Annotated in this window: 27 protein-coding genes and 2 pseudogenes; 15 read left to right on the forward strand and 14 right to left on the reverse strand. The window is 70.8% G+C overall.

The genetic code is table 11. The annotated features are described in order from the left end of the window. Positions 1-145 precede the first annotated feature (145 nt). Complete coding sequence (locus tag ACWD5D_RS32220) at positions 146-943, forward strand: bestrophin-like domain (protein ID WP_451376316.1); 798 nt, start codon at positions 146-148, stop codon at positions 941-943. A gap of 103 nt (positions 944-1,046) precedes the next feature. On the opposite strand, the gene ACWD5D_RS32225 is transcribed toward ACWD5D_RS32220, so the two are convergent. After that, the gene (locus ACWD5D_RS32225; protein ID WP_451376317.1) at positions 1,047-1,190 is read right to left on the reverse strand and encodes a hypothetical protein; all 144 of its coding nucleotides are present in this window, start codon (positions 1,188-1,190) and stop codon (positions 1,047-1,049) included. Between ACWD5D_RS32225 and ACWD5D_RS32230 the strand changes: the two genes are divergently transcribed. After that, a complete protein-coding gene (locus tag ACWD5D_RS32230) occupies positions 1,183-1,410 on the forward strand; it encodes a hypothetical protein (protein ID WP_451376318.1) in 228 nt (75 codons plus the stop codon). The two genes, ACWD5D_RS32225 and ACWD5D_RS32230, sit on opposite strands and share 8 nt — an antisense overlap. Positions 1,411-1,823: 413 nt before the next feature. On the opposite strand, the gene ACWD5D_RS32235 is transcribed toward ACWD5D_RS32230, so the two are convergent. Then, entirely contained in the window at positions 1,824-3,473 is a 1,650-nt protein-coding gene (locus ACWD5D_RS32235) for an amidohydrolase (protein ID WP_451376319.1), read from the reverse strand. 169 nt (positions 3,474-3,642) lie between these two features. Here ACWD5D_RS32235 and ACWD5D_RS32240 point away from each other — a divergent pair, with 169 nt between their 5' ends. Beyond that, positions 3,643-4,608, forward strand: coding sequence for an Lrp/AsnC family transcriptional regulator (locus tag ACWD5D_RS32240; protein ID WP_451376320.1), 966 nt, complete (start codon positions 3,643-3,645; stop codon positions 4,606-4,608). Positions 4,609-4,680: 72 nt separating this feature from the next. Here the strand turns inward: ACWD5D_RS32240 and ACWD5D_RS32245 are convergent, their stop codons facing one another. Both ACWD5D_RS32245 and ACWD5D_RS32250 read right to left on the reverse strand, forming a co-directional pair. Further along, the gene (locus tag ACWD5D_RS32245) at positions 4,681-5,118 is read right to left on the reverse strand and encodes a glutaredoxin domain-containing protein (RefSeq protein ID WP_451376396.1); all 438 of its coding nucleotides are present in this window, start codon (positions 5,116-5,118) and stop codon (positions 4,681-4,683) included. A 147-nt stretch (positions 5,119-5,265) separates the two neighbouring features. After that, positions 5,266-6,294 carry a phosphotransferase family protein gene (locus ACWD5D_RS32250; protein ID WP_451376397.1) on the reverse strand — a complete coding sequence of 343 codons (1,029 nt, stop codon included), beginning with the start codon at positions 6,292-6,294 and terminating at the stop codon, positions 5,266-5,268. A gap of 326 nt (positions 6,295-6,620) precedes the next feature. Between ACWD5D_RS32250 and ACWD5D_RS32255 the strand changes: the two are divergent. Next, positions 6,621-6,781, forward strand: a pseudogene (locus tag ACWD5D_RS32255) (glycoside hydrolase family 19 protein); the annotation flags it as partial. A 26-nt stretch (positions 6,782-6,807) separates the two neighbouring features. Next, positions 6,808-7,575, forward strand: coding sequence for an NPP1 family protein (locus ACWD5D_RS32260; RefSeq protein ID WP_451376321.1), 768 nt, complete (start codon positions 6,808-6,810; stop codon positions 7,573-7,575). Between the two features lie 46 nt (positions 7,576-7,621). Here the strand turns inward: ACWD5D_RS32260 and ACWD5D_RS32265 are convergent, their stop codons facing one another. Then, on the reverse strand, positions 7,622-7,783 hold the full coding sequence (locus tag ACWD5D_RS32265; RefSeq protein ID WP_451376322.1) for a hypothetical protein: 162 nt from the start codon (positions 7,781-7,783) through the stop codon (positions 7,622-7,624). 154 nt (positions 7,784-7,937) lie between these two features. Between ACWD5D_RS32265 and cpt the strand changes: the two genes are divergently transcribed. Further along, the gene (gene cpt / locus ACWD5D_RS32270) at positions 7,938-8,468 is read left to right on the forward strand and encodes a chloramphenicol phosphotransferase CPT (protein ID WP_451376398.1); all 531 of its coding nucleotides are present in this window, start codon (positions 7,938-7,940) and stop codon (positions 8,466-8,468) included. Positions 8,469-8,657: 189 nt separating this feature from the next. Here the strand turns inward: cpt and ACWD5D_RS32275 are convergent, their stop codons facing one another. Continuing rightward, entirely contained in the window at positions 8,658-9,176 is a 519-nt protein-coding gene (locus tag ACWD5D_RS32275; RefSeq protein ID WP_451376323.1) for a hypothetical protein, read from the reverse strand. 201 nt (positions 9,177-9,377) lie between these two features. On the opposite strand from ACWD5D_RS32275, the gene ACWD5D_RS32280 reads away from it, so the two are divergent. Beyond that, the gene (locus tag ACWD5D_RS32280; RefSeq protein WP_451376324.1) at positions 9,378-10,244 is read left to right on the forward strand and encodes an LLM class flavin-dependent oxidoreductase; all 867 of its coding nucleotides are present in this window, start codon (positions 9,378-9,380) and stop codon (positions 10,242-10,244) included. A 99-nt stretch (positions 10,245-10,343) separates the two neighbouring features. Here ACWD5D_RS32280 and arsM read toward each other — a convergent pair whose 3' ends face one another. Beyond that, entirely contained in the window at positions 10,344-11,168 is an 825-nt protein-coding gene (arsM, locus tag ACWD5D_RS32285; protein ID WP_451376325.1) for an arsenite methyltransferase, read from the reverse strand. A gap of 164 nt (positions 11,169-11,332) precedes the next feature. Between arsM and ACWD5D_RS32290 the strand changes: the two genes are divergently transcribed. The 3 genes from ACWD5D_RS32290 to ACWD5D_RS32300 are packed head-to-tail and all read left to right on the forward strand — an operon-like array spanning position 11,333 to position 12,901. Then, positions 11,333-11,707, forward strand: a complete 375-nt coding sequence (locus ACWD5D_RS32290; protein WP_451376326.1) for an ArsR/SmtB family transcription factor — start codon at positions 11,333-11,335, stop codon at positions 11,705-11,707. Then, positions 11,704-12,447 carry an MIP/aquaporin family protein gene (locus tag ACWD5D_RS32295; RefSeq protein WP_451376327.1) on the forward strand — a complete coding sequence of 248 codons (744 nt, stop codon included), beginning with the start codon at positions 11,704-11,706 and terminating at the stop codon, positions 12,445-12,447. Before ACWD5D_RS32290 ends, ACWD5D_RS32295 begins: the two co-directional genes overlap by 4 nt. Positions 12,448-12,478: 31 nt before the next feature. After that, positions 12,479-12,901: an arsenate reductase ArsC gene (locus ACWD5D_RS32300; RefSeq protein ID WP_451376328.1), complete on the forward strand. Its 423-nt coding sequence runs from the start codon at positions 12,479-12,481 to the stop codon at positions 12,899-12,901. Between the two features lie 87 nt (positions 12,902-12,988). Here ACWD5D_RS32300 and ACWD5D_RS32305 read toward each other — a convergent pair whose 3' ends face one another. Further along, positions 12,989-13,516 carry a hypothetical protein gene (locus ACWD5D_RS32305; RefSeq protein WP_451376329.1) on the reverse strand — a complete coding sequence of 176 codons (528 nt, stop codon included), beginning with the start codon at positions 13,514-13,516 and terminating at the stop codon, positions 12,989-12,991. A gap of 279 nt (positions 13,517-13,795) precedes the next feature. Further along, positions 13,796-13,978 (reverse strand): hypothetical protein, encoded by a 183-nt coding sequence (locus ACWD5D_RS32310; protein WP_451376330.1) that lies wholly within the window; start codon positions 13,976-13,978, stop codon positions 13,796-13,798. A gap of 289 nt (positions 13,979-14,267) precedes the next feature. Here ACWD5D_RS32310 and ACWD5D_RS32315 point away from each other — a divergent pair, with 289 nt between their 5' ends. Further along, on the forward strand, positions 14,268-14,768 hold the full coding sequence (locus ACWD5D_RS32315; RefSeq protein WP_451376331.1) for a GNAT family N-acetyltransferase: 501 nt from the start codon (positions 14,268-14,270) through the stop codon (positions 14,766-14,768). Between the two features lie 82 nt (positions 14,769-14,850). On the opposite strand, the gene ACWD5D_RS32320 is transcribed toward ACWD5D_RS32315, so the two are convergent. The 5 genes and pseudogenes from ACWD5D_RS32320 to ACWD5D_RS32340 form a co-directional block, all read right to left on the reverse strand. Further along, positions 14,851-15,327: an N-acetyltransferase family protein gene (locus ACWD5D_RS32320; RefSeq protein ID WP_451376332.1), complete on the reverse strand. Its 477-nt coding sequence runs from the start codon at positions 15,325-15,327 to the stop codon at positions 14,851-14,853. Between the two features lie 10 nt (positions 15,328-15,337). Next, a complete protein-coding gene (locus ACWD5D_RS32325) occupies positions 15,338-16,111 on the reverse strand; it encodes a class I SAM-dependent methyltransferase (protein ID WP_451376333.1) in 774 nt (257 codons plus the stop codon). A gap of 53 nt (positions 16,112-16,164) precedes the next feature. After that, positions 16,165-16,527 (reverse strand): annotated as a pseudogene (locus tag ACWD5D_RS32330) (hypothetical protein); the annotation flags it as partial. Between the two features lie 61 nt (positions 16,528-16,588). Beyond that, the gene (locus tag ACWD5D_RS32335) at positions 16,589-17,332 is read right to left on the reverse strand and encodes an MBL fold metallo-hydrolase (RefSeq protein WP_451376334.1); all 744 of its coding nucleotides are present in this window, start codon (positions 17,330-17,332) and stop codon (positions 16,589-16,591) included. Positions 17,333-17,458: 126 nt separating this feature from the next. Beyond that, a complete protein-coding gene (locus tag ACWD5D_RS32340) occupies positions 17,459-18,430 on the reverse strand; it encodes an alpha/beta hydrolase (RefSeq protein WP_451376335.1) in 972 nt (323 codons plus the stop codon). Between the two features lie 432 nt (positions 18,431-18,862). On the opposite strand from ACWD5D_RS32340, the gene ACWD5D_RS32345 reads away from it, so the two are divergent. The 4 genes from ACWD5D_RS32345 (at position 18,863) to ACWD5D_RS32360 (ending at position 22,831) form a co-directional block, all read left to right on the forward strand. Beyond that, entirely contained in the window at positions 18,863-20,746 is a 1,884-nt protein-coding gene (locus ACWD5D_RS32345) for an amidohydrolase (protein WP_451376336.1), read from the forward strand. A gap of 126 nt (positions 20,747-20,872) precedes the next feature. Next, positions 20,873-21,535 (forward strand): hydrolase, encoded by a 663-nt coding sequence (locus ACWD5D_RS32350; RefSeq protein WP_451376399.1) that lies wholly within the window; start codon positions 20,873-20,875, stop codon positions 21,533-21,535. A 53-nt stretch (positions 21,536-21,588) separates the two neighbouring features. Beyond that, positions 21,589-22,113: a DoxX family protein gene (locus tag ACWD5D_RS32355; protein WP_451376337.1), complete on the forward strand. Its 525-nt coding sequence runs from the start codon at positions 21,589-21,591 to the stop codon at positions 22,111-22,113. Next, on the forward strand, positions 22,094-22,831 hold the full coding sequence (locus tag ACWD5D_RS32360) for a YoaK family protein (protein ID WP_451376338.1): 738 nt from the start codon (positions 22,094-22,096) through the stop codon (positions 22,829-22,831). Before ACWD5D_RS32355 ends, ACWD5D_RS32360 begins: the two co-directional genes overlap by 20 nt. Positions 22,832-22,852: the final 21 nt, after the last annotated feature.

Raw genomic sequence — 22,852 nt, forward strand, 5'->3', positions numbered from 1 at the left:
GCCGTGCCGGGCGTCGCGAGCATCGGAGGTCTTCGACCTGTGATCATGAAGCGTTCGTAGAAGGTGATCGCCGAGGAGCTCCAGGCCGTCGGGGCGATGTCTCGCCGCCGTGTGATGCTCGTGGTAACGCGCTGTAGGTGATGCGGTGAACTGGTTGGCCTCGCTGCCGACGCTGGTACTGGTCGCGGGCTGGCTCTTCCTCGCCCTGCTGATCGCGGTCGTGGCGCGCGTCGGCGTCCGGACGCTCGTACCGGTCGAGGAACAGGACCGGGTGAGCCAGATCGCCATGCCCCTGATGCCTACACTCGGCGCTGCCTTCGCGATCTTTGCGGCACTCTCACTGGCCAGCGAGGCCAGCTACCTGCGCGCAGCAGAGGGGTTGGTGAGCGACGAGGCGGCCGCGGCCTCCCGCCTGGCGTGGTCGGCGACCAGTCCGCGCGTCCAGTCGGAGACGATCCACAAGGAACTGCTGGACTACCTCCAGCTCACGCGTGCCAGGGAATGGGAGGGTGCGGCGGCGGCCTCCGGTGACGACCCGGCCACCGCTCGCGCGATCGCACGGCTGGAGCGGGGCGTGCGGGCCGAGGCGGCCCGGCCCGAGCTGGGCTCCCCGGCAAGCACGGAGCTGCTGGTTTCCCTGGACAGCGTCACCAGTAGTCGTCGCGCACGCATCGCGGCCGCCTCGCGCGAAGTGCCCGTGCTCTACGTCGTCACGCTTGTGGCCGGCGGACTGGCCTTGATCGTGAACGCCGGCGCACTCGTCTTCCGCAGCAGTCTGCGGACGTCTCTGCTCATTCTGGGTGTTGCGAGTGTGGTCGGGCTGAGCCTGGCGTTGTTCTTCGCACTCACCGCGCCCTGGAGCGGACCGTTCACCGTGAGTGGGCATCCACTCGACGTCATCATCAAGGACCTGAAGTCCGGCTTCTTCAACGGCGGGTCCTAGGCGGCGGGCACTGACCTGTGGAGGAAGCCTGCCGGGCGGCGGGCGGCGGGCGGCGGGCGGCGGGCGGCGGGCGGCGGGCGGCGGGCGGCGGGACAATTACCGGTCAACCAGTCGTGGGCGTGGGGATGATGCGGCAGATGTCCTCTTCCGCGCAGGTGCTCGGGTCGGTGGCGGCCGCCCGCTCCGTCAGCGTGCGCAGGGCGGATCGGGTGGCACGCAGTTCGGCCATCCGGCGCTCGATGTCCACGAGATGCTGCTCGACCAGCTCCGCGCGCCGCCTCTACCGCGGGTCGGACGGTCGCGCCAAAGGGGCGCCGAGCGTCGCCGAGCTGCGGCGCGCACTGGCCGAAGCGAATGCCGCCGTGGACTGCGAGGGTCCGCCGACGGACGCTGCGGGCCGCGGTGACCGGGGACGCCTCGCACCGGTGGCCGGCGGACTGCGCCCGGGCGGCCTGTCCACCCCCTGAGCCGGCGCAGGCGGCGAGCGAGCTGGCCCGGCGCCGACTGCGCGCAGCGGCCGTCCAGGCCGCCTCCCCCACGACGTAGACCTCGCCGGAGCCAACGCACCGCAACGGCCCGGGAGTTCCACCGAACCTGGCCGACACCTGCGCCGAAGACCGCGGATCGGCGCCGCCTGGCCGGCCGGACAACTCCGGTCGGGGGGGCTGGACGTCCGCCGCGACACCGTCGACTCCAGGGATATGCGGATCCTGCACGCCGTCAAGCCCTGAGGGGATTCAGTCGTTCGAAGCCGGGGGCCGCCATCCGGCCCTGGCGTGCCGCGTTCCTCCAGGGGCAGGAGGCCGGCATCCTCCAGGGCAGGAGGCCGGCAGAGCCCGCGTTCCTTCCGGTCATCCGGGAGGCGCGGGCATGCCGCTCGTCAGGGGGCGGGCGTGACTTGGATCCCGCCGACGAAGGTGTGGGTGGGGTTGAGGTCGCGCAGGGTGTCGGCGGGGCAGTGGGCGGGGTCCTGGTCCCAGATGGTGAGGTCGGCGAAGCGGCCGGGGGTGAGGGTGCCGCGCAGGTTCTCCTCGCCGAGCAGGTGGGCGGCGTTGGTGGTGTGCAGGGTGAGGGCCTCGTCGTAGGTGATGGCGTGCTCGGGGCCCTTGACGCCGATGACGGTCTGCCGGGTGGTCATGCCCCAGACGGAGCGCATGGCGCCGAACTGGCCGACGGGGAAGTCGGATCCGGCGCTGACCTGGGCACCCTGGTCGAGCCAGCCGCGGGCGGGGAAGAGCGCGGCGACGCGTTCGGGGCCCCAGAAGCCCTCTTCCACCTCGGCGGTGTCGTGGAGCAGCGGCTGCTGGATGGTGACGGGGATGCCCAGGGCGGCGGCGCGGGCGCGCTGTTCGGGGCCGGCCAGACCGCCGTGCTCCATCACGAGCATGCCGGCGGGCAGGCCGGGGTTACGGGCGAGGACGCGTTCGTAGACGTCGAGGAGGATGCGGACCGCGCGGTCGCCGTAGGCGTGCGTGCCGACCCGCCAGCCGCGGCGGACCACGGCCTCGACGGCCTCGACCAGCGCGTCGGGGTCCCAGATCAGCGTGCCGGAGAAGGAGTGGTCGCAGGCGTACGGCTGTTCGGTGGCCCCGGCCTCCAGACCGCCGTCGAGGCCGAACTTCACGCCCCACACCCACAGCCCCGGGTCCGAGGTGTCGCGCCAGTCCTCCATGACGTCGAGCAGGTCCTCCACCTGCGCCGCGCCGGCCAGGCCGAGTGCCGAGATCAGGACTCGCACCCGGGTGTTCAGCGCTCCCGCCTCCCGGGCGGCGAGGAGCACCGCGTAGTCCTCGGGGGTGACCGCGCAGTCGCGTACGGTTCCGATGCCGGTGGCGGCGTACTGGGCGCTGGCCAGGCGGAGTCCGTCGACGCGCCGGGCCCGGTCGGGGGCCGGGACCAGGCGCTCCACCAGCCCCAGGGCGCTGTCGATCAGCCGGCCGTCGAGCCTGCCGTCAGCGTCGCGGCCGATGACGCCGCCCGGCGGTACGGGGGTCTCCTCGGTGATGCCCGCCAGACGCAGCGCGTACGTGTTGACGACGTCGTTGTGGCCGCCGCGCTTGACCAGGACCGGATGACGGTCGGTGGCCAGGTCGAGTTCGGCCGCGGTGGGCATGCGGCGCTCGGCCAGGTTGAGTTCCTGCCAGTTGGTGGTGGTGCGGATCCACTCGCCCTCCGGGGTGGTCTTGGCCCGCTGCCGGATCAGGTCCAGGAACTCGGGGATGGTGCGGGCTTGATGGACGGGGACGTCGTGCGCGCCGAGCACGGCGAAGATCAGGTGGGTGTGGGTGTCGTCGAACGCGGGCAGGACCGTGGCGCCGGGCAGGTCATGGACCGTGGTGCGCCCGCTCACCAGGTGGTCGAGGCCGTTCGGGTCCGGCGAGAGGGCCGCGATGCGATCGCCGCGCACGGCCAGCGCCCGCTGCGGGGCCTGACCGGGTACCAGCGTGTGCACCGCGGCGGCCCGGATCAGCAGATCGGCACCGTGGTCGGCTCCGTGGTCGGCTCCGTGAACTGTCGTCGTCTTCTCCACCGTCTCCTCCACCGTCTTCTCGAAGTTGCCGTTCGGAGGTCGTCAGGGTGCGGCCGGTCGTCCACCGCGTCCGCTGACGGGACAGTTGTACGAGGCGTCGTCGATTCACGTGCATTCAGCGACCCTCGACCCAGGAAGCACGCCACGACCGCCGCCTATGATGCAGATCATGCGCCACTCGCTCGACGAGACGGACCGTCGTATCGCGGCCGCCCTCCTCGCCTCTCCGCGCGCCTCCTGGCGCGAGCTGGCCGGCTGCCTGGGTATGTCCGAGCGCACCGTCGTGCGCCGCGTCGCGCCGCTGTACGCCGACGGCACCCTGCGTGCGACGATCGTCCGCAACCCGGCGCGTTTCCCGCACCTGATCCCCATGGCCCTGCGCATCCGCTGCCGCCCCAACAGGATCCGCCACGTCGCTCACGCCCTGGCCCGTCGTACCGACACCGTCTGGGTCGACGTCCTCGGCGGCGGCGACGAGATCTCCACGATCTTCTTCCTCGACGGCCCCGACGCCCGCAACGCGCTTCTGCTGCGCGACCTGCCCGCCACCGAGGCCGTCGGCTCGTGGACCTCCCACACCCTGCTGCGTGTCTTCCCGACGGCGTTCCGCTGGACCGCCGGTCTCCTCTCGCCGCACGAGCTGGCCCAGCTCACGCCCGCCCCGGAGCCACCGACAGCCCCTCCCCCGCCCCTCGGTATCGACACCGCGCTGATCGCGGCGCTGACCGAGGACGGCCGGGCCACCTACACGGAACTCGCCCGCCGCGCCGACACCACCGCGCTCACCGCCCGCCGACGGCTCGACGCGCTCCTGCGCGGCCAGGTCCTGCGCCTGGCGACCGAGGTCGACCTCGCGCTGCTCGGCGCGCACGCCGAGGCCCTGCTGTGGATCGCGGTGCGGCCCGGCGCACTGCACCGGACGGCGCAGACCCTCAGCGTCCACCCGCACGTCCGCTTCTGCGCCGCGACCACCGGTCCCGCCAACCTCGTCGTCGCCGTCGCCGCGGCGGACCTCGACGCCCTGTACACCTTTCTCACCGACTCCGTCGGCCCCCTGGACGGCATCACCGCCATCGACACCACCCCGCTCCTGGCGACCGTCAAACGCACCGGCCTGATCCGCCACTCGTCCTAGCCGGACGCCGCCACCCCGCGTCGAACGGCCGGAACCACAGGTGGGTTCAGGGCGCCAGGGCGCCACTCCCGATCACGTCGAAGGCGACAACTGCCTGCGCACCCATGCCGGATCGGGGTTGACATGCGGCTCACCGCCCACGAAGACCGTCGGCACGGTCTCGTCGCCGTCGTTGACCGCTCTCACCACCGCCGCTCCCTCGGGGTCACGCCGGATGTCGACCCAGTACGCCTGGCCGGCGCGGCTTCCCAACCGCAGGCGCAGTCGCAGGCAGTACGTGCAGCCCGGCCGCCAGAAGACGATCGGCCGGCCGTCGACCGTGCTGCGTCGCTGCGCCTCCTGCGCGCCGATCGAACTCGGAAAGACCAGCGGCGAGTTCACGCCCGCGAGCAGCACGAACACCAGCAGGAATACCGCGGCTCCGCTGGGGTTTCCCCCGAGGATCGGCCCAGTCGCCGCAACTGCGCCACAGAGCACCAACACCATCGGCAGGAACCACGCACGCATCATGGTGCCCAAGGTTATCGACGAGCCGAAGTGCAGCCACAAGGTGCTGCCCCGGGCGTCCACGATGGCGCCAGGACCTTCCCGCGGCTGTACTGCCGAGACGACATCGCGTGAGGGCTCGGTGCCACCGCCGAACGACCCTCGTGCCGATCAGGCGCACCCGGTCGGAGCATCGTCGGAGGTCGTGTATGGCCCAGCGGGCGTTCGGGCGCGGACGACTTCCAGGGCCTGTTTCAGGTTGTGCTCGGCGATGCCCGCCATGAACGCCCGGTCGGGGAAGTCCCCGTCGAGCAGCCGCAGTGGACCCGCCGTCAGGGAGAGCCGCTGTGCCAGCGTGTACAGCGCGAGCCGGTCGTCGTCCAGTCCGTCCGTCTCCAGCGCCCGGTAGGCGGCGTCGAGGCGGATACGGAGGAAGACGTGTTCCCACTCGACGTCGAAGTACATCGAGCCCTCGATGTCGATCACCACGGGGTTCCCGTCCACGTCCACGAGCACGTGGTCGGGGCCCAGTTCGCCGTGCACGACCGCGTACCGCGCACGTGGCCGCACCGCCGCCGCCAGTTCCAGCAGCCGCTCCTCCAGTCGGTCACGGGCCGCCGCGATCCGCGGGTCACGCGACGCCGCCTCGGCGAGGTCCCGCAGGGCACGGTCGAGGACGACTCCCTCGCACGACGTCCCGCGCGAGGTTCCTCCTCCCTCGACGACGGCCACTTTGCCGTACGTCGGCGCCCGATGACTCCGCATCGCGTCCAGCGCCTCCCCGAGCCTGGCCAGAACCGGGGCTGCGGCGTTCGGGTCCCGGCCGATCAGTTTCTCCAGGTTCTCGCCGGGGAGGTCCTCGACGATGGCAAGGTCGGCCGGGCAGTGGGTGCCGTCGCGGTCGGCGAGGCGGATGTCCGGGACGCGGACGCCGAGCGCGCGCAGACGCTCGTGCGCGGCCTCGAACAGGTGGAGGCCGAGACCGGGCGAGAACGGGTCGGTGAGGTCGTCGTCACCGTCGGCCGCCGGCCAGTAGTTCTCGGTGTCGTCCCACAGGTAGGCGACGGCCGTCGTCGCGTCGTCCATGACCAGGCGGTACACACCCTTCTTGCTGCCGCCCGCCACCCGCTCGACGGTCTCCAGCCGGCGCCCGCCGCCCAGCGCGGCCCGCGCCGCGCCTGCCCATTGCTCCCGCGTCACTGTTCTCGGTGCCACGTTCCGAACCGCCTCTCCCGCCACGACAACCTGCGCACCCTACGGCAGGACAGCACCCTGCCGGGAGCACAGGGCGACCCCCCAATCCGCTTCCCTCATGGCTTACTTCACCACTTGACGGAATTGGTCTGTACCTCTAGTTTCACGGCTCGGACAACGCATCGTGCGCCCCGCTCACCCTGACCTTGCCTCCCCGAAGTGAACGCCGCACGACGCCCACCCCCACCGAAAGGCCACCCCCCACATGGCCGAACCCCTGCCCGCGGCCGTCGTCACCGCCGCACCGGGCCTCTCCGCGTGCCTGCTGGGGAGCGCTGGTCGGCAGTGCCGGGTTCGGCCAGACCATCCGCAGCATCAACGGCTCCCTCGAATGCGACGGCAAGAACCCGCCCGGACGCAGAGCCGCATCGACGCCTACCGGCGGTTCACGCGGATCCCCGGCGTCGCGCCGGGCGACGCCCTGTCCTGCTGACGCGAGCCGCCCGACAAGGAGACGCAATGCGCAAGTCCAAGTCCCTGGCCAAGGTCCTCCTCGGTGCACTCGGCGCGATGGCGCTCGTCGTGGCGGTCCCGGCGAGTGCCCACGCCAACGTCCTCACCCTGCTGCCCCAGAACGCCGACGGTCTGGAGCAGACCTTCTCCCCCGCCTACGACTACGACGGCGACGGCTGCTACGCCACCGCGGCGATCGGCGCCGACGGCACCATCAACCCCGGCCTGAAGCTCGGCGGCGACGTCAACGGCCACTGCCACGACTACGCCCAACTCGCCAACGCCAACACCTACTCACGCGAGAAGTGCAACAACGGCTGGTGCGCGGTGATGTACGCCAGCTACTTCGAGAAGGACCAGGCCACCCTCGGCCCCGCGGCCATCGGCCACACCCACGACTGGGAGCACGTCGTGGTCTGGATCAACAACAACGAAGTCCAGTACGTCTCGGTGTCCCAGCACTCCGGCTACCAGGTGGCCCCCCGCTCCGCGGTCCGCTTCGACGGCACCCACCCCAAGATCGTCTACCACAAGGACGGCATCTCCACCCACGACTTCCGCTTCGCCAACACCAACGACGAACCCCCGGAGAACGTGACCGGCGGCTGGTTCTTCCCCCGCCTCGTGGGCTGGGACGGCTACCCTCCGGGCTTCCGCGACAAGCTGATGAGCGCCGACTTCGGCGCGGCCACCATCAAGATCAAGGACGCCGACTTCTCCTACGGCCTGGCGCACTCCATGCCCGCGGGCATCCCCTTCGACCCCAACGCCTGACCGTCAGCCAGTGCGCCGGGGCGCCCGCCCGCCCCGGTGCGCGCCGTCAACCGCCGTACGCCCCGCGGGCGTCGCTCGCTCCCTGGACTCCCGGCCATGACCAGCAGCCTCGCCGCCAGGCCGTCGGCACGACCGTCACCCGCGCCCCGGAGACGGTCGCGTTCCTGCGGGCGACGCTGGAGGAGCTGAAGGTGAACGGTTTCGTCACGGAGGCTCTCCGGCGGGCCGGCCAGGACGAGGGGCTGCTCGCCCCGCCCGCGTAGTGCCCCGGCCCGGAGGGTTCACGGGGTTGCGGCGGGCGGTGCACGCTTCGCGGAAATCGGTTTCGAGAGTTGCCCTGGCCCCTCTACCGTGGCGCGGTGATGACTCAGGTGATCGTGCTCAACGGTGGCTCCAGCTCGGGGAAGTCCGGGATCGTTCGGTGTCTGCAGGCGGTCCTGCCGGATCCGTGGCTCGCCCTCGGGACGGACACGCTGGTCGAGGCGATGCCGGCGTCCATGCGCGCGTCGGACGGCGGGATCGAGTTCGCCCCGGACGGAGCGGTGGCCGTCGGTCCGGAGTTCCGCACACTGGAAGCGGCATGGATCGAGGGGATCGCCGCGATGGCCCGTGCGGGCGCCCGGGTCATCGTCGACGAGGTCTTTCTCGGCGGGGCGTACTCGCAGCAGCGATGGCAGAAGGCCTTGGGTGAACTGCGGGTGCTGTGGGTCGGCGTCCGGTGTGACGCCGCGGTGGCCGCAGGCCGGGAGGTCGCACGAGGCGATCGGACCGTCGGCATGGCCGCGTCCCAGGCGGAAGTGGTCCACCAGGGCGTGACGTACGACCTGGAGGTGGACACCACGCACGCGGAGTCGATGGAGTGCGCACGGGCCATCGCCGCGCGCGTGAAGTGATCGACGGCCTGGCCGTCTGCCGCTGTGAGCACCCGGCGCCGTGAGCGCGGCGCCGGGACAGGTCGGGCGGCGGCGATGAAAGGGCGCGCGCCCCACCGAATTGCTTCCGAGGTGGGGCGTGCGCGTGTCGGGGGGGGTGTCGCGGTCGGGTTGGGCCGGTGCCTGTACCTGGGCCGGTGCCTGGGCCGTTCAGGCGAGGGCGGCTGCAGTGAGCGCGAGGCCGGCGGCGCCGAAGACGATGACGTGGCGGGCGTTCTGCAGGATCCAGACCCAGCGCGGGAAGCCGGATTCGGCGGCCTTGAGCAGAGCCCTGACGTCGATACGGGCCAGCTCCGGGTCGCCCTTGCGGGCGAAGGCGGCCTGAACGGAACGTGCGGCTGTGAGGTTGCTCCACAGGATCACGCAGTTGATGGCCAGGACGAGACCGAGGACGATCCAGTTCAGGACCCCGGTCCAGGAACTGCCGACGAGGTTGAGGGCGGCGGTCGCGGTCAGGACGGTGGCGATGGACACCGGCGCCCAGGTCTCGTGGCCCCCCGCGTCGAACCGCATGCCGTTCTCCTCCAGGACGGTGGTCCGCACGCCCTGACGCCGTAGTTCGGCGTGGGCGGCGGCGGTCGCGGTGGCGCCGAAGCGGGCCCTGACGACCGGGATGCTCAGGAAGGCGCCGGCGACGGACAGCTGCATGGCGGCGATGAATGCGTTCATGGTCGATTCCCCTTCAGGTGTGCGCCGCCCGGTCTGCCACCGGAGCGCTTGAACTAAGTACAAGAACAAGGTAGACCGATGCTTGCACTTAGTGCAAGTGAATTCCTGAACTTAGTGCAAGCGTCGTTGTGGCGGGTCGGGGCATGCACCCCGGCCCCGAAACCGATTGCCCCCGCGCGGCCGGCTCCGCATCATGCCGGAATGCGCTTCTCCATCAACATCCCGAACTTCGGCGACTTCGCCGACCCGCGCAACGTCGCGACCGTGGCGGTCGCCGCCGAACAGGCCGGCTGGGACGGGCTCTTCGTCTGGGACCACGTACTGCACCGACAGCACCAGGGGCGCCCCTTCGGAGACCCCTGGATGCTGCTGACCGCGGCAGCGCTGGCGACCTCCGGCATCAGGCTGGGCACCCTGCTGACGCCGGTGCCCCGTTACCGCCCGCAGCAACTCGCTCGCCAGGTCGCCACGTTGGACCACCTCAGCGGCGGCCGGGTGATCTTCGCCGCGGGCCTGGGCGGCCCGGTCGAGGACGAGTACCGCAGCTTCGGCGACATCGCCGAGCCACGCCGACTGGGCGAGCGGCTGGACGAGGGGCTGGAGCTGCTGGCCCGCTTCTGGTCCGGCGAGCCGGTGAATCACCACGGCCCGCACTACGAGGTCCGGGACGTGACGTTGCTGCCCGCCACCGTGCAGCGGCCCCGCCCTCCCGTGTGGATCGGCGGTTTCTGGCCGCGCCGTCCGCCCATGCGGCGGGCAGCACGGTGGGACGGCGCGGTACCGCTCTTCGAGTCGGCTCGGCATGGGCATGTGCCGGATGCGGAGGAGGTGCGGGAGTTGGTCGGCTACGTGCGCACGCACCGTACGGCCGACGGCGACCAACCCTTCGAGTTCGTGCTCGGCGGCGCCACTCCTCAGGACGCCGCCAAGGCCAGGGACGTGATCGGTCCCCTGCGCGACGCCGGCGCCACCTGGTGGGACGAACGGCAGGTCCAGACGGGCCCCGACCTGGATCGCCTGGCTCCGGTGCTGCGCCGTGTCGAGGCGGGGCCGCCGCGGGTCCATTAGGACGCGTGCAGCAGGGACGGCACCCGCACCCGGTGTCCCGCCGCCGTCAGCTGTTCGGCCACGGGGCGCCAGGTGGAGGGGCTTGCGGACGGGGCCTCGTCAGGTCCGGCAGCCGCAGCCGGACGTGGTGTCGACCTCGGCCACAGGCAACAGCACTGGGCTGTCGGTGCGTTCGGCGTTCGCGGGCTTTATGGCGCGCACGATCGCGGAGTGCATGCCGTCGGCGACCGGGTGGGTCGGGGTGATCTCGATGTGGGTGAATCCGGCGGCTTCCAGGCCCGCGCGGTATTCGGAGAAGGAGAGGGCGCCGGCGATGCAGCCGACGTGGTCGCCGCGTTCGGCGCGCTGTTCGGGGGTGAGCGCGTCGTCGGCGACGACGTCGAAGACGCCGATCCGGCCGCCGGGCGCAAGGACGCGGAAGGCCTCGGCGAACACGGCCGGCTTGTCCGTGGACAGGTTGATCACGCAGTTGGAGATGACGACGTCGATCGTGTTCGCGGGCAGCGGGACGGCCTCGATGGTGCCCTTGAGGAACTCGACGTTCGTCGCGCCCGCCTTCTCCGCGTTGGCCAGCGCGAGTTGGAGCATCTCCTCGGTCATGTCCAGCCCGTACGCCTTCCCCGTCGGGCCGACGCGTCGGGCGGACAGCAGTACGTCGATGCCTCCGCCGGAGCCGAGGTCGAGGACGCGCTCGCCGGCGCGCAGTTCGGCCACGGCGGTGGGGTTGCCGCAGCCGAGCGAGGCGGCGACGGCCTCCGCGGGAAGGACGCCTCGGTCGTCGGCGTCGTACAGGGTGGAGCCGAAGTTGTCGTCGACCTCGACGGACTGCGGGCCGCAACAGGCGCCTCCTTCGGTGACCCGCACGGCCGCCGCCGCGTACCGCCGGCGGACGGTTTCCCGCAGGTCGGCGTACTGCTCGCTCATGACTGACTCCCTGGTGACGGGCCACGCCATGACCCGCCATGATCCGGCATGACGTGACATGACCTGGTGACCTGGCATGACATGGGAACGGCCTGAATTGATGATTGTCTATCCGACCCTGATGTCACCTTGCAGCTTGATTCGAAGAACGTCAACATAGAGGCATGTCGAAACAAGAGCTTGAGGTGATCGGTCAGGACGCCGCCTGCTGCCCCAGCCTGGCCGCCACGCCGTTGGGCGAGGAGCAGGCGGCCAAGCTGGCGAGGGTCTTCAAGGCGCTGGGTGACCCGGTCCGGCTGCGCCTGATGTCGATGATCGCCTCGCGTGGCGAGGGCGGCGAGATCTGTGTGTGCGAGCTGACGCCCGCCTTCGACCTGGCCCAGCCGACGATCTCCCACCACCTCAAGCTGCTGCGGCAGGCGGGGCTCATCGACTGCCAGCGGCGCGGAACCTGGGTGTACTACTGGGTGCTGCCCGGCGTCCTGGACGGGCTCGCCGCCTTCCTGACCAGCCCGCAGCCCGCCGGATCCGACGCGTGAGCGCGCCGCTCGGCCGCCGCGCCGCGGCCGAGGCGATCGGAACCGGGTTGCTGGTGGCGGTGGTCGTCGGCTCCGGAATCCAGGCCACCGAGTTGTCGCAGGACGTCGGCGTGCAGCTGCTCGCCAACTCGCTGGCCACGGTCTTCGGACTGGGCGTGCTGATCACCCTGCTCGGGCCGGTCTCCGGTGCGCACTTCAATCCCGCCGTCACTCTCGCGGCCTGGTTCGTCGGCCGTCGTGACCCGGAGGGCCTCCCGGTCCGCGATGTCGCCGCGTACGTGACCGCACAGATCGTCGGTGCCATCGGCGGGGCCGTCCTGGCCGACGCGATGTTCGCCAGGCCGCTCGTGAAGTTCTCCACCCACGACCGGTCGGCCGGCCATCTGTGGCTCGGGGAGGTCGTGGCGACCGCCGGGCTCGTCGCCCTCGTCTTCGGACTGGAGCGCGTCCGCCGGGCCGGCCTCGGTCCGATCGCGGTGGCCTGCTACATCGGCGCGGCGTACTGGTTCACGTCCTCCACCTCGTTCGCGAACCCGGCGGTGACCATCGGCCGGACCTTCACCGACACCTTCGCCGGGATCGCGCCCGCCTCCGTCGCCCCGTTCGTCGCCGCCCAGTTGCTGGGCGCCGTGCTCGGCCTGGGCGTCGTGGCCGCCGTCCACGGTCCGAGCGGAGCCCTGACAGGGCGCCGGTCCGACGTACCGCATGGCGAACCCCGGCCCGAACCCGCTTCCTCCTGACCGCACGCCCCCTTCGAGAGAGACCACCGCGATGACCGCTTCCGCCCCGCGCACGTCGGTGCTGTTCGTCTGCGTCCACAACGCCGGCCGCTCCCAGATGGGCGCCGCCTTCCTCTCCCACCTCGCCGGAGACCGGGTCGAGGTCCGTTCCGCGGGCTCCGCGCCCGCCGACTCCGTGAACCCGTCGGTCGTGGAGGCGATGAAGGAGGTCGGCATCGACATCTCCGCCCAGACCCCGAAGATCCTCACCTCGGAGGCGGTGCGGTCGTCGGACGTGGTGATCACCATGGGCTGCGGGGACGCCTGCCCGGTCTTCCCCGGCAAGCGGTACCTGGACTGGCAGTTGGACGACCCCGCGGGTCAGGGTGTCGAGGCCGTCCGGCCGATCCGGGACGCGGTCGAACAGCGGGTGCGCGGACTGCTCGCCGAACTCGGCATTCCGGCCTCCGCGTGACCGCGGGGGCGGACGGGGCCGATCGACTGGGCGCCGCGCGTACGGAAGGACGGGCGTACGGCACTTCACCAAGCGCCGTCGAACGGACTACGCCCTGGCACCCGCCGAACGGCGGCTCAGAACAGGCTCGGCCAGCAGTCTCGCCGTCCCGCAGAGGGTCTGGCCGTGCTCGGCGAACAGTTCGTCACGCGAGTCGAAGTGGCCGAGGTCCGCGAGAACGTGGGCCGAGAGATCGCACGCGGGGCCGTCGGCCGGGCAGACCGTCGCACCGTCCCAGTCGATCGCCGTCCTGGACAACGCCTCGAACAGCGTCTCCGGGCCGGCGTTGGTGAAGCCGCCGTCGGCGCCTCGGCTCAGCTCGTCGAGGCCGCCGAAGAGCTCCGAGACCGTCAGCCAGGGCGCGGTGGCACGGTCGTCCGTCGAGGGCCCGTCCATGCGGAACTCCGGCCATGCGAGCACGACTTGGTGCGGGACGGCCCACTGGAACCGAGGGAAGCGCGGGTACCAGAACGTCCCGTCCACCAGCAGGCCACGCACCCGGGTGGCCACCCCCGACGCCCGCGCCACCGCTTCCAGCACCGCCAGCCGCTGACTGCACGAACCGTGGCGCACCATGGCTGACTCCGAGCTCGTGACCGCGGCGGACGTACGGCTCATGCAGGGCCTGGCGCAGCGGGTCACCGCCGTTCGTCCGGACCTGGTGAACAGCGACGCGTCGTACGGAGAGCTGGCCTGGAACTGGGGCAGGGGGCACGCACGCCACGGCGAGAGCTGGAAGCGTCGGCTGTGGTTCTCCGGAGGCGAGTTGGCCGCCTGGGGCTGGGCCTTTCTGCCGCACCGGGTGAGGCGGAGCGACGGTTCGGTGAAGGACGTCACCAGCGCCTATCTGGGGTATCAGGTCCATCCCGGCCACAGCGAGCTGGTCGACGAGGTGATCGCCTGGTACGACGGGGTGACGGTCGGCATCGAGCGCACCGTGAGAGGGACCTCGATGACCTGGAACGGCCGGTGCTGCCGGACGGATTCCGGTTCCGCACCGCCGACGAGGCCGGACCGCAGGCCGCTGTCCAGGCTCACGTGGACGCCTGGGCTCCGTCGCCCTGTACGGCCGAGGCCTGCGAGGGCGTACGGCGGACACCGCCGTACCGCGGCGATCTGCACGTCCTGGTGGAGGCGCCGGACGGGACGATGGCCGCGTCGACGATCATGTGGCTCGACGAGGATTCCGGAAGGTCACACGAGACGCGCCGCTCGTCAAAGGCGGGGCTGGTAGTCCAGCCGTGGATCGACGCCGCCCCGGCTCAGGGCTGTCAGCGCCGGCAAAAACTCAGGTGGGCTCGGCTCACCGGCCGGGTACGGTGGGGCGGTGCCCGAGCTGAAGCGGCTGCGTGCCGACCATGCCCCAGCGGTGCTGGCGTTCGAGCTGGCGAACCGCGCCTACTTCGCCGCCTCGGTCTCCGACCGCGGTGACGACTTCTTCGACCGGTTCAGCGACCGGTACAACGCCCTGCTCGCCGAGCAGGAAGCGGGCATCTGCGCCTTCCACGTGCTCGTCGCCGACGACGGCTCGGTACTCGGCAGGTTCAACCTGGTCGACATCGAGGACGGTACCGCGGAACTCGGCTACCGGGTCGCACAGCACGTCGCCGGCCACGGCGTGGCGACGGCAACCGTCCGGGAGCTGTGCCGGACGGCGGCGGAGCGGCACGGGCTGCGCACGCTCAGGGCGGCCGCGGCCCATGCCAACCCCGCGTCCCAGAAGGTCCTGACCAAGGCCGGGTTCCTCCCGGACGGTCCGGCGGACCCGGCCGACCTCGGTGGCAAACCGGGCACCTGGTATCGGCGCGACCTGGTACTCCCGCGGTAGAGCATGATCTTGCGGGCGCCGCACCAGCGCATGCATCTCACCCCTGAGGAGAGCCACTCCGCGTGCTGACAGGCCACCGCTCCTAAAGCGCGAGCTTGAACCCTTCGTGGCTGCGTTCGAAGCCCAGTGCGGCATAGAAACGGTGCGCCTCGTCACGCTGCTTGTTGCTGGTCAGCTGAACCAGCGCGCAGCCACGCGAGCGTGCCCTCCTGATCGCGTGCGCCATCAGGCTCCGGCCGAGCCCGTCCCCACGCCGGTCCGCCCGGATCCGGACCGCCTCGACCAGGGTGCGCTCCGCGCCGCCCTTGCCAAGTCCCGGGATGTACGTCGCTTGCAGGCAGCCCAGCACCGTGCCGCCGTCGTCCACCAGGACCAGCATTTCGTTGCGCGGGTCCGTGTCGATGGCAGCGAAGGCGCGCTCGTACGCCTCTGTCACCACCACCGTTGCCGGGTCCACCACTTGGTCCTCGTCAGCGAGCAGGGCCAGTATCGCAGGCAGGTCGGCACGGGTCGCGGCGCGCGAGGTATGAACAGACTCGGGCTCAGTGACAGCAGACATGACACAGACCCTAATCGCCCGAGCCCGCAGCCGATCGCGGTGCCTCGAGGACGAAGAACAGGAAGCAAGTCTTGGTCGAAAGGTCGTGGAAGGCGTCTGGGTACAGTTCACGGCCGGCCGGGTCGGGCTGCGGCTCACTGATGCGGGAAAGACGGAAGCCGGCGGTGGTGAAGGCATCGGTCATCGCGTGCAACGGCTTGCGCCAGAACCTCAGGGGGAAGGCCTGCCCGTTGAACGTCCACTCGAAGCCATAGCTGGTGGTCGCGAAATAGTCGGGCCGCGGTTCCTTGAACGTGTAGGCCACGAAGGGGTGTTCCACCGACGCGATCAGCCGGCCGCCGGGCCTGAGCACCCGTCGCAGCTCGGCCAGCGTCGGCCCCCAGTCCTCCAGGTAGTGCAGCACCAGCGACGCGGTCACGTCGTCGAACGCACCGTCGGCGAACGGCAGACGGTCACGCAGGTCGGCTACGTGCAGGTCCGCGTCGTCACCGAGCCGCCGCCTGGCCAGCGCCAGCATCCCGGCGCTGGCATCGATGCCGGTGACGAGGGCCCCGCGGTCGCGCAGTGCGGCGAACAGGGGGCCCGAGCCGCAGCCTGCGTCCAGGATCCGACGGCCGGCCACGTCTCCGGCGAGGGCCAGCATCGCGGGCCGCTCGTAGTACGCGTTCACGAGGCTGTTCTCGTTCTCCGCCGAGTACGCCTCGGCGAAGCTGTCGTAGTCGTTCGCCCGGGCCGGATCCGCGGGCAGGGCGTGGCTCTCGGGCCCGTCGGTTACGCGTTCCATCGGCGTAGCCTAGTTCTTCGACTGTGCTCAGGTGTGCTGTTCGACCGGCACACCTAGGGCGTCGGCACGCTCCACTCTCCCGCATGGCCGGACGGGAGTGCGAGGTCGCGGCGGACAGCGGCGTAATACGCGTGTCGCGCGGCGCGCTGCTGCGCAAGCATCGCCGACCAGGTCTCGGGGGTGTGGCTCCGGTCTCGCAGGGACCGTTCCATGTCCATCACCGTGACGACCCATTCGCGCGCCTTCTCCACCACTTCGGGGCCGCCGAGCATCAGCAGGGCCTCGCCGGCGGAATCCCGGGCATCGGATGCATCGGCCAGTTGAGGAGCGGCCTCCTCCGGCGACAGGGGGTGCGGATGAGGGTCATTGCCCAGGTGCGCCGCCATCCGATAGGTCAGGGTGATGGTCTGACGCAGACATGGCCACAAGGTATCGGCTGGTCGTGGCCATTCATCGTCGCGGATGAACTGTGGTCAATCACCGAGCCATGGAGAGCACCATGTCCTCCTCGGCGGCGATCACGTCGCCCGAAAAGGTGCTGCGCGCCTCGGCGATCGAACGGGTGCGGTCGCTGCCGGGCCAGAAGTGGGTGAGCAGCAGGCGTTCGGCTCCGGCACGGGTGGCCCACGCCCCGGCATCCACGGCGCTCATCAGGTGTTGGTCGCCGCTGTCGGCGGGTATGCCTTGAAGGGTGACTCCGGCGACGAACAAGTCGGCATCTGCTGCCAGTCGGGCAAGAGCGATGTCCGGTCCGGCATCGCCGCTGTACGCGAGAGTCAGGCCCGTCGCGGCCAGCCGTACGCCGGCGTGCGGAACGTGATGGGGCAGCAGCGCGGAATCGAGTCGGAACGGTCCCACCTGGTGGCTCGCAGGAAGCGGGTGGAAGTCGAAATCTTCGCGCAGGTCCTCGGTCGGTTCCATCGCCTGGACTCGTGCTGTCACGCCGGGCGGACAGTACAACGGCACTCGGGGGCCCCGTTCCTCGGCGAAGTAACGGGCGCGGCACAGGGCGCTGAGGTCGGCGCAGTGGTCGGGGTGTTCGTGGGTCACCACCACGGCGTCGACCCGGCCGTCTGCGCAGTGTTCCAACAGTCGCGGGAAGGTCGCGTACCCCAGGTCCAGGACCAGCCGGAACCCGTCGTACTCCAGCAGGAATCCGCTGGCGCTCCGACCGGCCTCGGGCCAGGCCCCGCACGTCCCCAGTACTGTCAGGCTGCGCACGAGCCCATGATCTCAGGCCGCAGGCCGAAAGTCCGCCGCAACGTCGTGGAAGAGCGGGCCGCGCGGACGCGATGCGGGGAGTTGTCCGCGCGGCTGTCTGTTCCGCTCGTCGGTGCCTCGTAGGCCTCAGGCGGTGTGCAGGGCCGCGTGCAGCGTGCGCACCGCCATGGCGATGGCGGCTTCGGCGGCGTGCGTGCCGCGCAGGGCGTTGAGCATCACGAAGTCGTGGATGATGCCCTGGAAGCGCACGGCGGTGACCGGAACCCCCGCCTCGCGGAGCTTGTTGGCGTACGCCTCACCCTCGTCGCGCAGCACGTCGGCCTCGCCGGTGATGACGAGGGCCGGGGGCAGGTCCTTGAGCTGCTCGACGGTGGCGCGCAGCGGGGACGCGGTGATCTGGGCACGCTCGTTCTCGTCGGTCGTGTACTGGTCCCAGAACCACTGCATGCCGTCCCGGCGCAGGAAGTAGCCGGTGGCGAACTGGTGGTACGAGCCGGTGTCGAAGTTCGCGTCCGTGACCGGGTAGAACAGCACCTGCTGGAGCAGCGGGATGCCGCCGCGCTCCTTGGCCATCAGGGTCAGGGCGGCGGTCATGTTGCCGCCGACGGAGTCGCCGGCGACGGCCATCCGGGAGCCGTCGAGGCCCTTGGAGGCGCCCTCCTCCACGACCCACTTGGCCACGGCGAAGTTCTGCTCGATGGCGACCGGGTAGCGCACCTCGGGCGACAGGTCGTACTCGGGGAACACGACGGCCGCGTTGGCGCCGACGGCGAGTTCGCGCACCAGCCGGTCGTGGGTGTGGGCGTTGCCGAACACCCAGCCCGCGCCGTGGATGTAGACGATCACCGGAAGGGTGGCCGTCGCGCCGGCGGGCTTGACGATGCGCGCGCGGACGCTGCCCGTCGGACCGCCCGAAACGGTGATCCACTCCTCGTCGACCGCCGGCTTCTCGATCTCGCCGGACTGCACCTCGTCGACGGCCTTGCGCCCGTCCGCCGGGGCCAGATCGAAGAGGTACGGCGGGTTGGCGGTGGCTTCCGTGAACGCGGCTGCCGCCGGTTCCAGGACCGGCTGGACGGGCTCGAGGGCATCGGACATTCTGAATCTCCTGGAATTTCGTCGGGGAGCCGGTCGTTCCGGCGTACGACCCGGATTCGTCGTAGCGAGTGCTCCGGTGCCGTTGATCTGCACGGTAAATCGGCTGTGCGGGGGGTCATTGCCCGCGAGCGCACGACAAATGTCCGCACAGCGCACGGAAGCCCACCCGGCCCCCGCGCATGGACGTTGATGGTGCGACGACCGAATGTCCGGACGGTCACCGGCACGGACAACCACGTGCGCTGAGAGGAACATTCGAGTGCACTGACGGGACACACACTCGCGTTCGACCGACCTACCATGACGCCTCGTCGACGGCGTTCACAACCAGCCACCGGCAGCGAGCACCCGCGTGTTCCCGCATTCTCCGTCCGCCGACATGGACCTAAGCGGACATCGAAAGTCGTTCATCCCGGAGAGGGTCGTACACACATGTCACCAATGCCGGTCGGCGGACTGGTTCCCCAGGACGTCGACAACGCCGCAGACCTCATCGTCCGCAACGCGAAGGTCCATACGGGAGACCCGAGGCTCCCGCACGCCGAGGCGGTCGCCGTCCGGGACGGCGTCGTCACGATCGTGGGCGACGACAAGGACGTGGCCCCGTACGTCGGTCCGGCCACGAAGGTGGTGGACGCGCTCGGCCGCCGGGTGATCCCGGGTCTCAACGACGCCCACCTGCACGTGATCCGCGGCGGGCTCAACTACGTGCTGGAGTTGCGCTGGGACGGGGTTCCGACGCTGCGTCAGGGTCTCGCGATGCTGCGGGAACAGGCCGCGCGTACCCCGAAGGGCCAGTGGATACGGGTGGTGGGCGGCTGGTCGTCCGAGCAGTTCGCCGAACGGCGACTGCCGACCGTCGCGGAACTGAACGCCGCCGCCCCGGACACCCCCGTCTTCGTGCTGCACCTGTACCAGGCGGCCGTGCTCAACCGCGCGGCGCTCAAGGCCGCCGGATTCGACAAGGACACGCCCGACCCCAAGGGCGGGCAGATCGTGCGCGGCCGTGACGGGGAACCGACGGGCATGCTGCTGGCCGCGCCCAGCGCCCTCATCCTCTACTCGACCCTGGCCAAGGCGCCGGTGCTGGAGGGCGAGGACAGGAAGACGTCGACCCGTCATTTCCTGCGCGAGCTGAACAGGTTCGGACTGACCTCGGCGATCGACGCCGCCGGCGGATTCCAGAACTTCCCCGACAACTACAGCACCGTCATCGAACTGGCGAAAGCCGGGCAGTTGTCGATGCGCATCGCCTATCACCTCTTCCCGCAGACGGCCGGGCAGGAGATAGCCGACCTCACCCGCTGGATCGAGATGGCGAGCCCCGAGGACGGGGACGAATGGCTGCGTCTCAACGGCGCGGGAGAGAACCTCACGTGGGCGGCGGCGGACTTCGAGAACTTCAAGCAGCCCCGTCCGGAACTCGCGGACTATGAGCCGGAATTCGAGAAGGCGGTACGTCTTCTCATGGAGAACGGCTGGGGCTTCAGGCTGCACGCCACGTACGACCACACGATCCGCCGGGACCTCGCCGTCTTCGAGAAGCTGGCCGCGGAGGGGTTGTTCCCGGCCGGCAACCGGTGGCTGTTCGACCACGCGGAGACCGCGTCCGCGGACAGTCTCGACCGCGTCGCCGCGCTCGGCGGTGCCATGTCCGTGCAGAATCGATTGTCCTTCCAGGGTGAGGCGTTCCTGCTCCGCTACGGTCCCGGCGCCGCCGCGGACGCCCCGCCGATCCGGGCCATGCTCGACCGCGGGCTGACGGTGGCCGCCGGCACGGACGCGACCCGCGTCTCCACGTACAACCCGTGGGTGGCCCTGCACTGGCTGGTCAGTGGCCGAAACGTCGGTGACCTGATGCTCCGCCCGCCGACCAACCGTGTCGACCGGCAGACCGCGCTGACGATGTTCACCCGCGCCGGCGCCGAGCTGACCGGCGAGGAGGACGTCAAGGGCGTCCTGCGCCCGGGATGCTACGGGGACCTCGCGGTCCTGTCCGACGACTACTTCACCGTGCCCGAGCCGGAGATCGCGCACATCGAGTCGCTGCTCACGGTCACCGGTGGCCGGATCGTCTACGCCGCCGCCGAGTACGAGGGTCTCGACGAGGAGCTGCCGCCCATCAGCCCCGCCTGGAGCCCCGTGGCGCACTTCGGCGGCTACCAGGCGTCCCAGCGCTACTCCGCGGGCGTGTACCAGGCCGAGTCGCTCGGCGAGGCGGTCGCCGAGTCGGCGCAGCACCGCGAGTGGCGCGTACGGCGCGGCCAGTTCCCGGACGGCGCCGGCACGCCCTTCGATCCCTGCTTCTCCCTCTAGAGCTCCCGGGAGGGGCCAGGCCCTGAGTCGCCCCTCCCGGGCTCCCATCCCCAAAAGCCCGTCCTCCGGACGGTTGTTACCCGACGCGGACGCCCGTCCGCGCCGCTACTCATGAAAGGCACCCTCATGGTCGACATCGCCGAGGTCACCGCGGCCCCCAGCCCCGACCTGCTCACCCCGGACAACTGTGCGGTCCTGTTCGTGGACCACCAGCCGCAGATGTTCTTCGGCACGGGCAGCGGCGACCGGACCGCGATCATCAACTCCACGGTGGGCCTGGCCAAGGCCGCCAAGGTCTTCGACGTTCCCGTCGTGCTCAGCACCGTGGCCGCCGAGTCCTTCTCCGGGCCGATCATGCCGCAGCTGCCCGCGGTCTTCCCCGACCACAAGATCATCGACCGCACCACGATGAACGCCTGGGAGGACGAGGCGTTCGTCGAGGCCGTCAAGGCGACCGGCCGCAAGAAGCTCGTCCTTGCCGGTCTGTGGACCGAGGTCTGCGTCGTTCTGCCCACGCTCTCGGCCATTGCCCAGGGTTACGAGGTCTACGTGGTCACCGACGCGTCCGGCGGCGTCAGCCCGCAGGCCCACGAGCACGCCATCCAGCGCATGATCCAGGCCGGCGCCATCCCGGTCACCTGGGTGCAGGTGCTGCTGGAGCTCCAGCGTGACTGGGCCCGCGGGGAGACCTATGTCCCGGTCACCGAGGTGGTCAAGGAGCACGCCGGTGCTTACGGCCTCGGGATCGTCTACGCGCAGGCCGTCATAGGCGCCCACGCCGCCGGCTGAGCCACGGCACGACAAAGAGAGTGACGGACTGAGTCAGGAACAGGCAGGAAGAGATGGACGCTGGACTGCTGGTCCTCCGGCTGATGGCGGGACTCCTCATCGCCGGCCACGGAGTGCAGAAGGTGAGCTACCGGCTCGGGGGCCACGGCTTGGAGGGCGGGACCGAGGAGTTCCGTCATGACGGATTCGTGGGCGGACGGCTGACCGCCGTCGTCGCGGGAGCCAGTCAGATCGGAGCCGGCCTGTTCCTGACCGCCGGACTGCTCACGCCCCTGGCGGCGATGGCCGCCATGGGCGTGATGACGGTCGCGGGCACCGTCAAGTGGCCCAAGGGGCTGTGGGTGCAGAACGACGGCTACGAGTACCCGTTGGTGCTCGTCGTCATTTCGGCGGCGCTGTCCCTCACCGGCCCCGGCGAGTGGTCCCTCGACCATGCGCTGGGCCTCACCCCCTGGCCGTCGTGGATCGTGCTCGCCGCGATCGTGATCGGCCCCGCCAGCGGGCTGCTGACGCGCGTGGTGCTGCACCGCGCGCCCACCGTTTCGGAGAGGAAGTCCCATGCACCGGCTGCTGACTGACGCGGTTCACACCCTGGCACCGCCCAAGGGTGACCGCCACGGCCCGCTGCCTCCCCTGCTGCTGACGCTGACCCTGGTCACCGGTCTCGTCGACGCGGTCAGCTATCTGGGACTCGGGCACGTCTTCGTCGCCAACATGACCGGCAACGTGGTGTTCCTCGGATTCGCGCTGACGGGCGCCCCGGGGCTGTCCGCGCTCGCGTCCGTCGTCGCGCTGGTGACGTTCCTCCTCGGCGCGCTGGCCGGCGGTGGGCTCGGCACCCGGTTCGCCGCCGACCGCGGACACCTTCTGAAGACGGCGACCGCCGTGCAGACGGTGCTCGTCGCCGTGACCGTCGTCGTCGCCGCGGCCGCCGACGGCGAGGTCACCACCGGTGTCCGGTACACGCTGATCGTCTGTCTCGGGCTCGCCATGGGCCTGCAGAACGCGGTCGCCCGCCGCCTCGGGGTCCCGGACCTCACCACGACCGTGCTGACCCTGACCCTCACGGGGCTGGCCGCCGACTCCCACTCGGCGGGCGGCGAGGCGCCGAGGCCCGGTCGCCGGATCCTGTCGGTGCTGATCATGTTCCTCGGCGCCGTCGCCGGAGCCGTGCTCGTCCTGCACGGTCATCTGGTGCTCACGCTGGCCCTGTGCCTGCTGCTCCTGGCACTCACCTCCGTGATCACGCACCGCCTCTCCGCCTCACAGCCCGCCTGGACCCGGTCGCCGTCCTGAGCCACGGAGGAGTCGGCCGAG

Source organism: Streptomyces sp. NPDC002520 (genome assembly GCF_053595235.1).